The 13,242-nt window shown below is 71.4% G+C and carries 12 protein-coding genes; 5 read left to right on the top strand and 7 right to left on the bottom strand.

The window, feature by feature from the left end:
* Window positions 1–43 precede the first annotated feature (43 nt).
* The 5 genes from truB to FZ103_RS13030 all read left to right on the top strand — a co-directional run bounded on the left by truB (window position 44) and on the right by FZ103_RS13030 (window position 6,727).
* Window positions 44–931 (top strand): tRNA pseudouridine(55) synthase TruB, encoded by an 888-nt coding sequence (gene truB, locus FZ103_RS13050; protein ID WP_156001437.1) that lies wholly within the window; start codon window positions 44–46, stop codon window positions 929–931.
* Window positions 932–1,039: 108 nt separating this feature from the next.
* A complete protein-coding gene (locus tag FZ103_RS13045) occupies window positions 1,040–1,990 on the top strand; it encodes a bifunctional riboflavin kinase/FAD synthetase (protein ID WP_186356232.1) in 951 nt (316 codons plus the stop codon).
* A gap of 294 nt (window positions 1,991–2,284) precedes the next feature.
* Window positions 2,285–2,554 carry a 30S ribosomal protein S15 gene (gene rpsO, locus FZ103_RS25530; protein ID WP_186356231.1) on the top strand — a complete coding sequence of 90 codons (270 nt, stop codon included), beginning with the start codon at window positions 2,285–2,287 and terminating at the stop codon, window positions 2,552–2,554.
* 389 nt (window positions 2,555–2,943) lie between these two features.
* A complete protein-coding gene (locus FZ103_RS13035; protein WP_156001431.1) occupies window positions 2,944–5,253 on the top strand; it encodes a polyribonucleotide nucleotidyltransferase in 2,310 nt (769 codons plus the stop codon).
* 139 nt (window positions 5,254–5,392) lie between these two features.
* On the top strand, window positions 5,393–6,727 hold the full coding sequence (locus tag FZ103_RS13030) for a pitrilysin family protein (protein ID WP_156001429.1): 1,335 nt from the start codon (window positions 5,393–5,395) through the stop codon (window positions 6,725–6,727).
* Between the two features lie 82 nt (window positions 6,728–6,809).
* Here FZ103_RS13030 and FZ103_RS13025 read toward each other — a convergent pair whose 3' ends face one another.
* The 7 genes from FZ103_RS13025 to FZ103_RS12995 form a co-directional block, all read right to left on the bottom strand.
* Entirely contained in the window at window positions 6,810–7,283 is a 474-nt protein-coding gene (locus FZ103_RS13025) for an Hsp20/alpha crystallin family protein (protein ID WP_156001427.1), read from the bottom strand.
* A gap of 22 nt (window positions 7,284–7,305) precedes the next feature.
* Window positions 7,306–8,952 carry a BCCT family transporter gene (locus FZ103_RS13020; protein WP_394350107.1) on the bottom strand — a complete coding sequence of 549 codons (1,647 nt, stop codon included), beginning with the start codon at window positions 8,950–8,952 and terminating at the stop codon, window positions 7,306–7,308.
* A gap of 752 nt (window positions 8,953–9,704) precedes the next feature.
* Window positions 9,705–10,184 (bottom strand): nucleoside deaminase, encoded by a 480-nt coding sequence (locus tag FZ103_RS13015; protein ID WP_186356230.1) that lies wholly within the window; start codon window positions 10,182–10,184, stop codon window positions 9,705–9,707.
* Between the two features lie 46 nt (window positions 10,185–10,230).
* Window positions 10,231–10,455: a hypothetical protein gene (locus tag FZ103_RS13010; protein ID WP_156001425.1), complete on the bottom strand. Its 225-nt coding sequence runs from the start codon at window positions 10,453–10,455 to the stop codon at window positions 10,231–10,233.
* A 216-nt stretch (window positions 10,456–10,671) separates the two neighbouring features.
* Window positions 10,672–11,055, bottom strand: a complete 384-nt coding sequence (locus FZ103_RS13005; RefSeq protein WP_156001424.1) for a VOC family protein — start codon at window positions 11,053–11,055, stop codon at window positions 10,672–10,674.
* 42 nt (window positions 11,056–11,097) lie between these two features.
* Window positions 11,098–11,478, bottom strand: coding sequence for a VOC family protein (locus FZ103_RS13000; RefSeq protein ID WP_156001422.1), 381 nt, complete (start codon window positions 11,476–11,478; stop codon window positions 11,098–11,100).
* A gap of 102 nt (window positions 11,479–11,580) precedes the next feature.
* Complete coding sequence (locus FZ103_RS12995; protein WP_156001420.1) at window positions 11,581–13,209, bottom strand: MFS transporter; 1,629 nt, start codon at window positions 13,207–13,209, stop codon at window positions 11,581–11,583.
* Between the last annotated feature and the right edge of the window lie 33 nt (window positions 13,210–13,242).

The following is a 13,242-nucleotide window of genomic DNA, read 5'->3' as shown; positions in this document are numbered from 1 at the left end:
CCGGAAGAGTCCTCGTCCGCCTGAGCAAGGAAGCCCGAGCCCCATGACCGACAGCGGCGTCGTTATCGTCGACAAGCCGGCCGACTGGACCTCCCACGATGTGGTCGGCCGTACCCGCAGGCTGGCCGGTACCCGCAAGGTCGGCCACGCGGGCACGCTCGACCCCATGGCCACGGGGGTGCTGGTGCTCGGGATCGGCAAGGCCACCCGACTGCTGGGCCATCTCACCCTCACCGAGAAGGCCTATACCGCGACGCTGCGCCTGGGCCTGACCACCAACACCGACGACGCCGAGGGCGAGCCGGGGGTGCGCACCGACGCCTCCGGCGTGGCCGAGGACGCGGTGCGGGCCGGCGCCGCCGCGCTGACGGGCACCGTCGTCCAGGTCCCGCCGCAGGTCAGTGCGATCAAGGTCGACGGCAAGCGGGCCTACAAGTCCGCGCGTCGGGGCGAGGAGGTCGAACTGGCCGCCCGCGAGGTGACCGTTTCGGAGTTCGCCGTCGACGCCGTCCGCCGCGTCGACGACCCCGGCGGCGCGTTCGTCGACGTCGACGCCCGCGTGACCTGCTCCAGCGGCACCTACATCCGTGCGCTGGCCCGCGACCTGGGTGCCGCGCTCGGCGTGGGCGGCCACCTCACCGCGCTGCGCCGCACCCGCGTCGGCCCCTACGACCTCTCCCAGGCCCGCACCCTGGAGGACCTGGCCGCGGAGTTCTCCGTGCTGCCCCTGGCCCAGGCCGTGGCGGCGGCGTTCCCGGTGCGCATCCTCGACGCCGACGAGGCGCGCAAGGTCGCCCACGGCAACCGGATCTCCCCCGGGGACGGTCAACCGGGCCCGGTGGGCCTGTTCGCGCCGGACGGCACGGTGGTCGCGCTGGCCGAGGACCGGCCGGGCTACGCCAAACCGATCGTGGTCTTCGCGGCTGCCTGAGGGACAGCGTGTGAGCGGAGCCACGGCCCGGCGTGCCCGGGGGCCGCGGCGGCCGTGCGACCCTGGTGAGCGGACGTTCGGCGACGCGCCTGAGGGGAGCTGTTCGACGTGCGGACTTGGCACGGTCTGGAGGAGGTGCCCCGCGACTGGGGCCGGTCCGTGGTGACCATCGGTGTCTTCGACGGCGTGCACCGCGGCCACCAGGCCATCGTGCGCACCGCCGCGGAACGCGCCCGCGGCTTGGGGCTGCCCGTCGTGGTGGTCACGTTCGACCCCCACCCCGACGCCGTGGTGCGCGGCGGCGAGCCGCCCGCGGTGCTGACCCCGCATCCGCGCAGGGCCGAGCTGCTGGGCGAGTACGGGGCCGATGCGGTTTGCGTGCTGCCCTTCACGGCCGAGCTTTCCCGCCTGGAGGCCGAGGAGTTCGTCCGCCGAGTGCTGGTGGAGGGCCTGGGCGCCGCGGCCGTGGTCGTCGGCGAGGACTTCCGCTTCGGCTGCCGGGCCGCCGGCAGCGTCGAGACGCTGCGCACCCTGGGGGAGAAGTACGACTTCACCGCCGAGGGCCTGCCGCTGGTGGCCGCGGCCGACACCCTCACCTCCACCCGCATCCGCGCCTGCCTGGAGGCCGGCGACGTCGAGGGCGCCCGGTCGGCCCTGGGCCGCCCCCACCGGGTCGAGGGCCTGGTCGTGCACGGCGCCGCGCGCGGCCGGGAGCTGCTGGGCTTTCCCACCGCCAACCTGGACTGCGCTCCGGGCACCGCCGTGCCCGCAGACGGGGTCTACGCCGGGCGCATGCTGCTGCTCGAAGCCGAGCCGGGCGCGGAGTCGGCCTGGCCCGCCGCGGTCTCCGTGGGCACCAACCCCACCTTCGAGGGGGCGGCGCGCACCGTCGAGGGCTACGCGCTCGACCGCGACGACCTCGCCCTCTACGGCCGGCGCGTGGCCATCGAGTTCACCCACCGCATCCGCGGGCAGCTGCGCTTCGACAGCGTCGAGGAGCTGATCGCGGCCATGGCGCGCGACGTCGACAGGGCGCGCGAGCTGGCCGCCGGATCCTGAGCGCGGCGGGCCCGCGGCCGCGTCCTGCACAGCGGCCGTCCGCGCAGTGGCGGCGCGGGGTGCGCGGTGCTGTAAACTGCAGGGACAAGTCCGCATGAGCGCGCCCGCACGCCGGGCGGAAGCGGTCGGATGCGGCGCCCGCCGGGTAACCGCGGGCGATCCCGGACCGCTGACGGTGACTGTTCGTACGCGTGGTCACCGGCCCGCGCCCGATTCGCCGACCGGATCGATCCGGTCGGCCGTCGTGTGCCCGGGGTCAACGACATCTGCGTACCGACGACGAGAAGGAGCGACGTGTCGATCGACACCGCCACCAAGCAGCAGATCATCGCCGACTTCGCCACGCAGGAAGGCGACACCGGCTCCCCTGACGTCCAGGTCGCGCTGCTGACGCACCGGATCACGGAGCTGACCGAGCACCTGAAGACCCACAAGCAGGACCACCACAGCCGCCGCGGGCTGCTGCTGATGGTCGGTCGGCGCCGCCGCCTGCTCAAGTACATCCAGAAGCAGGACATCAACCGCTACCGCCGACTCATCCAGCGACTGGGTCTGCGCCGCTGAAAAAGCCGCGAACGGGGAGTGGCCTCGGCCACTCCCCTTCTTAGTAGTGTGGACTCAGCGGCCACTGCCGTGGCCAGCGGGTATCGTCCCCAGTGGCGACCCGCCTGACAAACCGATACACAACCGCACCGACCGCGAAGGTCGCAGCAGAGCGCTCCCGCGCTCCCGACTCGGCTAGCCGCGTCGAGGCCGGTCCTCGGTAGTGGTCTGCGGAACGCCTGGTCCAGGCGCCCCGCAGGCTTCGATCGATGGCCGGCCGCTGGCGGTCCTGCTGCGCCGGCAGGCATGTGCACTGCCCGCGCCGCCGGGCGGCAGCGACTCTCGACGACTCCTCCGGGCTACGGGCGCGGGACAACCGAATACCCGTAATCCGTATGAGGAGGACGCCCATGGAGGGCGCGTATTCCGCCGAAGCCGTCATCGACAACGGCTCTTTCGGCTCCCGGACCATCCGATTCGAGACCGGCCGCCTGGCCCGCCAGGCCGCCGGCTCCGCCGTCGCCTACCTCGACGACGAGACCATGGTGCTCTCGGCCACCACGGCTTCCAAGCGCCCGAAGGAGACACTGGACTTCTTCCCGCTCACGGTCGACGTCGAGGAGCGCATGTACGCCGCGGGCCGCATCCCCGGCTCGTTCTTCCGGCGCGAGGGCCGTCCCTCCGAGGACGCCATCCTGACCTGCCGGCTGATCGACCGCCCGCTGCGGCCGTCGTTCAAGCACGGGCTGCGCAACGAGATCCAGGTCGTCGAGACGATCATGTCGCTCGACCCCGAGCACCTCTACGACGTCGTCGCCATCAACGCCGCGTCGATGTCCACCCAGCTCGCCGGCCTGCCCTTCTCGGGCCCCATCGGCGGCGTGCGCGTGGCGCTCATCCGCGGCCAGTGGGTGGCCTTCCCCACCCACAGCGAGCTGCAGGAGGCCACCTTCGACATGGTGGTCGCCGGGCGCGTGCTCGACGACGGCGACGTGGCCATCATGATGGTCGAGGCCGAGTCCACGGTGCACACGCTGCAGCTGGTGGCCGACGGCGCCGTGGGCCCCAACGAGCAGACGGTCGCCGAGGGCCTTGAGGCGGCCAAGCCGTTCATCAAGGTGCTGTGCCGGGCCCAGCAGGCGCTGGCCGACCAGGCCGCCAAGGAGACCGCCGAGTTCCCGATCTTCCTCGACTACGAGGACGACGTCTACGGCGCCGTCGAGACCGCGGTGCGCGACCAGCTCGCCCAGGCGCTGACCATCGCCGAGAAGCAGGACCGCGAGGACGAGCTGGAGCGCGTCAAGGCGCTGGCCGCCGAGAAGCTCGGCGAGGACTTCGAGGGCCGCGAGAAGGAGATCGGCGCGGCGTTCCGCTCGCTGACCAAGCAGCTGATGCGCGAGCGCGTGCTGCGCGACAAGGTCCGCATCGACGGCCGCGGCCCCAAGGACATCCGCCAGCTCAGCGCCGAGGTCGGCGTGGTGCCGCGGGTGCACGGCTCGGCGCTGTTCGAGCGCGGCGAGACCCAGATCCTGGGGATCACGACGCTGAACATGCTGCGCATGGAGCAGATCGTCGACACGCTGAACCCCGAGCGCACCAAGCGCTACATGCACAACTACAACTTCCCGCCCTACTCCACCGGCGAGACCGGCCGGGTGGGCTCGCCCAAGCGCCGCGAGATCGGCCACGGCGCGCTCGCCGAGCGGGCGCTCCTGCCGGTGCTGCCCTCGCGTGAGGAGTTCCCCTACGCGATCCGGCAGGTCTCCGAGGCGGTCGGCTCCAACGGCTCGACCTCCATGGGGTCGGTGTGCGCCTCGACCATGTCGCTGATGCAGGCGGGCGTGCCGCTGAAGGAGATGGTCTCGGGCATCGCGATGGGCCTGATCAGCGAGGGTGACGAGTACGTCACGCTGACCGACATCCTCGGTGCCGAGGACGCCTTCGGCGACATGGACTTCAAGGTCGCCGGCACCCGTGAGCTGATCACCGCGCTGCAGCTGGACACCAAGCTCGACGGCATCCCCGCCTCGCAGCTGGCCCAGGCGCTGCAGCAGGCGCGCGGCGCGCGGCTGGCCATCCTGGACGTCATGCAGGAGGCCATCACGCGGCCGGCCGAGATGAGCCCGTATGCGCCGCGCATCCTCACCGTGAAGGTCCCGGTCGACAAGATCGGCGAGGTCATCGGCCCCAAGGGCAAGATGATCAACTCGATCCAGGACGACACCGGCGCCGACATCACCATCGAGGACGACGGCACGATCTACATCGGCGCCACCGACGGCCCCTCGGCCGAGGCGGCGCGCGACACGATCAACAGCATCGCCAACCCCACCATGCCGGAGGTCGGCGACCGCTATCTGGGCACGGTCGTCAAGACCACCGCCTTCGGCGCGTTCGTGTCGCTGCTTCCGGGCAAGGACGGGCTCCTGCACATCTCGCAGATCCGCAAGCTGCACGGCGGCAAGCGGATCGAGAACCTGGAGGACGTCGTCAGCATCGGCGAGAAGATCCAGGTCGAGATCCGCGAGATCGACGACCGCGGCAAGCTCTCGCTCGTTCCGGTCGAGGTCGTCGAGGCCGAGTCCGGCTCGGCCAACGGGGCCGAGCCCGAGTCGGGCGAGGAGCCCGAGGGCGAGTCGGCCGAGTCCGCCTCCTCCGGCGGCGGCTCGGGTACGCGCAGGCGGCGCCGCACCCGCAGCGGCGGCGGTGAGAACACCTGACGCCCGCCTATGATCGATGGGGCGGTCGCACCTCGCGGTGCGGCCGCCCCGTGTCGTTTACGCGGCTGCGCGGCGGCGCAGGCGCCGGGAGCGGACGAAAAAAGCACGCGAGTCGTCGAGGAAGGCGAGAGAAGCGAGTATGAGCTCTGTGCCCATCGCCGCCGAGCAGGAGCCCGGCAGCACCATCACCCTGCTGGAACCGGGCGACGGTTCCGGGCTGGTGCGGCGAACCGTCCTGCCCGGCGGGCTGCGGGTGGTGACCGAGGCGATGCCCGGCGTGCGTTCTGCGGCCTTCGGCATCTCGGCCACGACCGGCTCGCGCGACGAGGACCGCGTGCACGCGGGCTCCGCGCACTTCCTGGAGCACCTGCTGTTCAAGGGCACCCGGCAGCGCGACGCGATGGAGATCTCGGCGCTGCTCGACGGTGTGGGCGCCGACCACAACGCCTACACCACCAAGGAGCACACCTGCTACTACGCCAAGGTCCTGGACCGGGACCTGCCGCTGGCGATCGACGTGGTGGGCGACATGGTGGCCGGCTCGGTGCTCGACCCGGCCGAGGTCGAGACCGAGCGGGGGGTCATCCTCGAAGAGATCGCGATGAACGAGGACGAGCCCGCCGACCTCATCGACGACGTCTTCGCCGAGCACGTCTACGCCGATTCCACGTTGGGCCGCCCCATCCTGGGCACCAACGAGACCATCGCCGGGCTGACCCGCGACCGCATCTTCGAGCAGTACCGCGCCGCCTACGTGCCCGGTGAGCTGATCGTCGCGGCCGCGGGCAACCTGGACCACGACGCCGTCGTGGAGCAGGTGCGGGCCGTCTTCGCCGAGCAGTCGGCGGCCGCGGGCGACGCCCGGCCCGCCCGCCCGCGCATCGGCGGAGACCCGGTACGGGCCTACAGCGGGACCCGCCTGGTCGCCCGCGACACCGAGCAGGCACACCTGATCCTGGGCCGCGAGGGCCTGCCGCGCACCGACGAGCGCTGGTACGCGCTGCGCGTCCTCGGCTCGGCCCTGGGCGGCGGAATGTCCTCCCGGCTGTTCCAGGAGGTGCGGGAGAAGCGGGGGCTGGCCTACGCCGTCCAGGCCTTCCACAGCTCCTATGCCGAGACCGGCCTCTTCCAGGTGTATGCGGGCTGCCTGCCCGACAAGATCGACGAGGTGCTGGGCGTGTGCCGCGAGGAGCTGGCCAAGGCGGCGGCCACCGGGATCACCGGCGAGGAGCTGGAGCGGGCCAAGGGCCAGATCAAGGGCTCGTGGGTGCTGGGCAGCGAAGGCAGCAACTCGCGCATGGGCCGGCTGACGGTGCACGAGCTGGGCTACCCGCGGCACTTCTCGCTGGACGACGACCTGGCCCTGTTCGACGCGGTGACGGCCGAGGACGTGGCCGAGGTCGCCGCGGACATCCTGGGCCGCCCCGAGGCGCTGGCGGTCATCGGCCCCTACGACGAGGGACGGGTCTTCTAGACGGGCCGGATGCGCACGAAGGCGCCCGGCCGAGCGGATCGGCCGGGCGCCTTCGCATGTCGCAGCGGGTGCGACGGTTCGATCAGCGCTGCTTCTTCTTGCTCTGCACCTGGATCCGGCTCGGCCCCTCGGCGTTGGCCGCACCGGCGACGCGGACCGTCAGCAGGCCGTCGTCGAAGGTGGCCTCGATGTCGTTCTCGTCGGTGCCCTCCGGCAGAACGACCTCCCGGCGGAAGGTGCCGAGGAAGCGCTCCGAGGCGTAGTAGACGACGTCGGAGTCGTCGCGCTCCCGCTCACCGGAGATGGTCAGCGTCCCGTTGGAGAACGCGACCTCGACGTTCTCGGGGAGCACACCCGGCAGGTCGCACCGGATGTAGATGTCCTCGCCGCGGGCGAAGATGTCGGTGGCCGGGCTCCAGGCGTCGGAGTAGCCGCGTGGCGTCGTGGGCGCCGAGCTGGTCTCCAGGTTGGACATGGTGTCGGAGATGCGGTTCATCTCGCTCATCATGTCCAGCACGCCGCGGAACGGGTTCGACATTCGCTTCTTCGTGGGCATGCCCGTCACTCCTCACTGAGTCTCAAGCACCGCTGTCGCTGCTGTCGCCGGACGAGCCCGAACCCTTGGTCCTGGCGCCGGAGCCCGACTTGGCCGCCGGCCGCTCAACGTCCCCGGGCGGGGCGGTGTTCCCCGTGGGCGCCGAACCGCGAGAGGGCGGCGTGGTCCCGGGGACCAGGACCCGCGTGTCCTCGCTCTGGAACGCCTTGCGCAGGGCGAAGCAGATGACGATGAGGACGACGGCGAACGGAAGCCCGGTGAGCAGGGACGCCGACTGCAGTGTCGCCAGGGGATCGGCGTCGCCTTCGGCCATGCCGATGCCCGCCAGCAGCAGCACGATGGTCACCAGGCCCTCGGTGACGGCCCAGAAGAACCGCTGCGCCTTGACCGGGTGCGGGTCGCCGCCGTTGGTGAGCATGTCCACGACCAGCGAGCCCGAGTCGGAAGAGGTGGCGAAGAACAGCACGACCACCACGACCGTCAGCGCCGACATCAGCCCCGTCATGATGGCCGGGAGGGGCAGCTCGTTGAGCAGCGCGAACAGCGACAGCTCCGCCGGCTGGTCGGCGATACCTGCATTGCGCAGGTTGTCGTAGAACAGCCCGGCGCCGCCGAAGACGCTGAACCACACGATCGATGCGCCGACCGGGGCGAACAGGGTGCCGGTGATGAACTGGCGGATCGTGCGCCCGTAGGAGATGCGGGCGATGAACATGCCGACGAACGGCGACCAGGAGATCCACCAGCCCCAGTAGAACAGCGTCCAGGCCTGCTGGAAGTCGAAGCCGTTGGGATCGGTGGCCGGGTTGGCGACGTACAGGCTGGTCTCCGGCAGGTGCTGCAGGTAGTAGCCGGTGAAGTCGGCCAGGCCGGTGAGGATGTACAGCCGCGGGCCGAACAGGAAGACCACGACCATGAGGATGACGGCCAGCCAGAGGTTGATCACCGAAAGCCGGCGGATGCCCTTGTCGATGCCCAGCATCACACTGAGCACCGCGACGCTGGTGATCGCGGCCACGATGAGCACCTGCATCCACCAGATGTTGGGCAGTCCGAACAGCTCGGAGAGCCCGGCGTTGACCTGGCGGGCGCCGATGCCCAGGGAGGTGGCCAGGCCGAACAGGGTGCCGAACACCGCCAGGATGTCGACCAGGTTGCCGATCCAGCCGTAGATGCGGTTGCCGATCAGCGGGTACAGGGCCGAGGCGGGCCGCATCGGCAGGCCCTTGCGGAAGCAGAAGTAGCCCAGGGCCAGCCCGAGCACGATGTAGATCGCCCACGGGTGGAAGCCCCAGTGGAACAGCGTGAAGTTCATCGCCTCGTAGGCGGACTCCTGGCTGTTGGCGTTGATCTCGTTGGGGTGCGCCGGATTCGCGTTGTAGTAGACCGGCTCGTTCACGCCGTAGAAGACCAGGCCGATGCCCATACCGGCGGTGAACAGCATGGCGAACCACGCGGTCGTCCCGAACTCCGGCCGGGACGAGTCCGGGCCGAGGCGGATGTTACCGAATCGGCTGAACATCACCCAGAGGACGAAGATCAGGAAGAAAGTGGCCGCGATAATGTAAAACCACCCGAAATACGTGGTGATCCACGTGAGGATGGCACCCGCGACGGTCGAGAGCGCGCTGGTGAAGATCGCGCCGAGGATCAGGAACACCAGGACGATGGCGCCCGATATGAAGAAGACCGGCGGGTTCGTGTGCTCTTGTATGTAGGACCTGAATCGAGAGATGACAACTCCTTCCCGAGGTCCGGACCGGGAGTCCCGGGGCAGGTACCGTCGTCGTGACGCCTTCGCTGTGCAGGGCCTGGCCCTCTCCTCCCGACCCCGTGAAGGTGCCTGCACGGGACCGCTGATGGTGCCGGAGTAGAATCCGATGCGCTATTCGCAGTCCTCGACCGGAAACTCTACGGCCAAACGGTGCATACCACGCTTATGCGCACCGAATGGTTATAGGATATTGATCCCGGCGCCGTCGTGCCGGGACAATTGGTGGATCCGCTCGTGCGTGATGACGTTAGCGCAGCGGCTGTCGCGCGCCGCGGTTGCGACACGGAGTCATAATCACGAGATACGTCATTCGTCTTTCGCTTTTTCAACGCTCCTCTCCCGTAGCCTCCGATCACTGCTCCGACCCGCGGCGGGCGGCCGCGGGCCGAGCGGCCGGTGGCCGCCGAGGCGCCATGATAGGGGTGCGGCGGTGGCCGGTGCGCCGTCGGCGAAGCGGCCGCGCCCCTGAAAGCGCCGCGTCCCTCCCGAACGGGTGCGGGGCTGGGAGGGATCGTCCCTGCGCAGCAGGCCGTGGAGATCGTGCCTGTGCGCTCTTTACCCCGTACTCATCGGTTCATGTCGGATCGGTTGCGACATTCGGGCCGTGCCGAGGGCGCGCCGCCTCGCAGCCGGCGCCGACGGAGTGCTCAGGAGGGGCGGTGGTAGCGGCGCTGCAACTCGCGGACCTGCTCGGCCAGGGGCGGCACCGGGCCCTCCACCACGGCGCCGGGCACGATCTCGGTGACGGGCAGGGCCCGCACCGGCGGCGCGGGAACGTCCAGCTCGGCCAGCCAGGCCGCCAGCTGCGCGGAGGAACTGGCGTAGACGATGCGGCCCAGGCCGACCCACCCGTGGGCCGCCGCGCACATCGGGCAGTGCTCACCGGAGGTGTAGACGGTCGCGGCCGCGCGGTCGGCCAAAGCCAGGTTCGCCGCGGCCAAGCGCGCCAGTGCGAACTCGGGGTGGCGGGTGCGGTCGCCGCCTGCCACCCGGTTGCGGTCCTCGCCGAGCACGGTGCCGTCGCCGGCGACCAGCACGGAGCCGAAGGGCTCGTCGCCCTCGGCCAGCGCCTCGGCGGCCAGCTCGACGCATCGGCTCAGGTGCTGCAAATCGGTGTCGTCGACCACGGGAGCCTTTCTGCGGACGGCGGGCCGGGGGCGGGCCTTCTTCTGGTCACCAGTCGGGCAGCTCCCGCCGCATCAGCTCCGACCACAGCTCCTCGACGCGTGCGGCGTCCAGTTCGACGGCGCGCGCGGCCCGCGCCGGCCGCACGGCGTAGTCGCCGGCCGCTCCCGCGCACAGCGCGTCGGCGGGGAGGATGGGGCACAGCCAGGCCCCGCCCATCAGCAGGCGGCGCACCGCCGAGCGAAGGGACTCCAGGGTCAACGAGGGCAGCATGCCGGGTTTTTACCCGCTGGGTCCGAGTCGATTCACTCGATCGCGCGTAGTCGCCGGACATGCGCGAGCCGGCGCGCGGGCCGGTGCGCCGGCGCCCGCCCGGAGGCGCACCCCCGGGCGGGCGCCGGCGTGCGGGCACCCGGCCGCCTGCACCCGCAACCGTCCCGCCTCCCCGTCCGGGGCGTCCCATCGGCCGCCCGAGAGGCGGGGCGGGTGTCAGCCCTCCTGCACGAGCCCGAGCACGTTGCCCGCGGGATCGCGGAACCACGCGTTGCGCGGGCGGCCGTAGGTGATGCCCTTCGCGTCGTGGTCGAAGGCGTCGTAGCGCAGGAACTCCACGCCGCGCTCGGCCAGAGCGTCGACGGCCTTCTCGATGTCGTCGACGGGGAAGTGCAGCACGGTGTAGGTCGCGGGAACGAAGTCGGCCTTGGGGTAGATCAGCACCCCGTCGTGCTCGCCCAGGTGCAGGGTGAGCAGGCCGTACTCCTCCATCCCCGCGACGGGTGACACGGTGAGCCCCAGGGTCCGGGTGTAGAACCGCTCCGCGGCGGCCGTGTCGTCGACCGCGAAACTGCTGAAAGCCCTGCTCGCGTCGAGCATCGCTGCTCGCCTCCTTCTCCCGCCGCGCGGTGCGGCGCTCGGCTACATCGAGTTCTTGGCCTCTTCGCTCAGCTGGACGACCTGCACGTAGTTGCCGTCGGGGTCGGTCGCGGTGGCGAACAGGCTCCCGTCGCGGTCCTCGACCGGGGCGACCCACCGGGTGCCGGCGTCGTCGATCCGCTTGGCGACGGCGCGGGCGTCCTCGACGTCGAAGTTGAGGATGACCCGGGCGGGGTCGGGGTTGGCGGCGGCGACGTCGTCGCGGCTGTCGATGATCAGATAGAAGTCGCGGAACTTCAGGACCCGGTACTGGTCGGCCGCGGAGTCCTCCTGCGGCTCCAAGGCGGCGGAGTACCAGTCGGCCAGGCGCTTGGGGTCCCGGCTGGCCAGCAGCATCCCGCTCAGGCCGGTCGTGTTCGCCATCGTGATCGTCCCCTTCTTCGACTTGCTGTCGGTGCCGCGTCCGCGGGCTACGCAGCCCGTCCCCGGCGGTTCAGGTAGGTGGACCCGTGCCGGGACCGAAAGTCATCGGTCCGCGGGCACCGATTCCGGCCAGGAGGCGGGAACTGCTTCGGGCGCCGGTTCGGCGGCGTCCCCCGAGTCCTCGGGCCCGCCCGCCCCGGCTTCCGCGGGCTGGGGCGGGCGCGTGCGCAGCAGCAGGATCGCCACCAGTCCGAAGGCCCCCAGCACGGCGGCGCCCAGCAGCGCGGTGGCTTGCAGGCTGTGCGTGAACGCCTCGCGCGCGGGGGCGAGCAGCTGCGCGGCGGCCCCGGCCGGCAGTTCCGCGGCTGCGGCCACGGCCGCCGCGAGGCTGTCGCGGGCAGCGGCCGCGGCATCGGCCGGAACGCCGTCGGGAACGGTGACCCGCCCGCGGTAGACGGCCGTGCTCAGGCTGCCGAGCAGCGCCACGCCCATGGCGATGCCGAACTCCCCGCTCGTCTCCGACATCGATGCCGCCGAGCCGGCCTTGTGCGGCGGTGCCGCACCCACCACCACGTCGGTCACCAGCGCCGCCCCCGGGCCCAGTCCGAGGGAGGCCGCCGCGAGGGCGACGATGGCGAGCAGGGTGCCGCCGGCGGGGGCGGCCTGCGTCAGCAGCAGCATGCCGGCGGCCGCCAGCACCATGCCGCCGCCGATCACGTTGGCGCCGCCCAGTTTCCGGGCGGCCCACGGCCCCAGCATGGTGGCCGCGATCATCAGGACCGAGGGCGCGACCAGGCGCAGTCCCGCCTCCAGGGGGGTCAGACCGCCCACGAGCTGGAGGTACTGCGAGAGCAGCAGGAACATGCCGCCCATCGCCAGTGCGCCGAGCATCATCACGCCCAGACCGGTGGAGAAGCCGCGGTCGGTGAACAGGCGGAGGTCCAGCAGGGGGTCGGGCATGCGCAGCTGGCGGCGCACGAAGAACGCGCCGATCGCGGCGCCGGCCGCGATCGCGGCGAAGGCACCGGCGCCGGGGCCGTCGGCGGCGACCTGCTTCAGGCCGTAGACCACGGGCAGGATCGCCGCCAGCGAGAGGGCGACGCTGAACAGGTCGAGCCGCCCCGCGCGGGGATCCCGGTGCTCGGGCAGCAGGAACGGCGCGGTGGCCAGCAGCAGCACCATGACCGGCACGCCGAGCAGGAAGACCGAGCCCCACCAGAACCACTCCAGCAGCAGCCCGCCCACGACCGGTCCGATGGCGGTGCCGCCCATGAAGCAGCTCGCCCACATCGCGATGGCGGTCGCGCGCTGGCGGGGGTCCTGGAACATGTTGCTGATCAGCGCCAGCGTCGAGGGCATCAGGGTCGCACCGGCGATCCCCAGCACGGTGCGGGCGGCGATCAGCATCGCCGGTGTCTGGGCGTAGGCGGCGGCGACCGAAGCGGCGCCGAAGGCCGCCGCCCCGATCAGCAGCAGCCGCCGGCGCCCGATCCGGTCCCCGAGCGTGCCCATGGTGATCAGGAACCCGGCGATCATGAAGCCGTAGACGTCCATGATCCACAGCAGCTCGCTGCTGCTGGGCCGCAGGTCGGCGGCCAGGTGCGGCAGGGCCAGGTGCAGCACGCTCATGTCGAGCGACAGCAGCAGTGTCGGCAGCGCGAGCACCGCCATCCCCAGCCATTCCCGTCGCCCGGCACGTAGGGGCGAACGGGTCGGTGCGGTCGTGTCCATGTCGGTCCTCTCCGGTTCCGCGGGCGAACGTGT

The sequence above is a fragment of the Streptomonospora sp. PA3 genome (assembly GCF_009728995.1).
Classification (GTDB): domain Bacteria; phylum Actinomycetota; class Actinomycetes; order Streptosporangiales; family Streptosporangiaceae; genus Streptomonospora.
The sequence above is the reverse complement of the archived record's forward strand: the minus strand, read 5'-3'. Positions and strand labels throughout refer to the sequence as shown.

Excerpts from the sequence above, each read along its gene's own strand:
- truB (WP_156001437.1), top strand. The coding sequence starts at position 44 with ATGACCGACAGCGGCGTCGTTATCGTCGACAAGCCGGCCGACTGGACC.
- FZ103_RS13035 (WP_156001431.1), top strand. The coding sequence starts at position 2,944 with ATGGAGGGCGCGTATTCCGCCGAAGCCGTCATCGACAACGGCTCTTTC.
- FZ103_RS13030 (WP_156001429.1), top strand. The coding sequence starts at position 5,393 with ATGAGCTCTGTGCCCATCGCCGCCGAGCAGGAGCCCGGCAGCACCATC.
- FZ103_RS13025 (WP_156001427.1), bottom strand. The coding sequence starts at position 7,283 with ATGCCCACGAAGAAGCGAATGTCGAACCCGTTCCGCGGCGTGCTGGAC.
- FZ103_RS13010 (WP_156001425.1), bottom strand. The coding sequence starts at position 10,455 with ATGCTGCCCTCGTTGACCCTGGAGTCCCTTCGCTCGGCGGTGCGCCGC.
- FZ103_RS13005 (WP_156001424.1), bottom strand. The coding sequence starts at position 11,055 with ATGCTCGACGCGAGCAGGGCTTTCAGCAGTTTCGCGGTCGACGACACG.
- FZ103_RS13000 (WP_156001422.1), bottom strand. The coding sequence starts at position 11,478 with ATGGCGAACACGACCGGCCTGAGCGGGATGCTGCTGGCCAGCCGGGAC.
- FZ103_RS12995 (WP_156001420.1), bottom strand. The coding sequence starts at position 13,209 with ATGGACACGACCGCACCGACCCGTTCGCCCCTACGTGCCGGGCGACGG.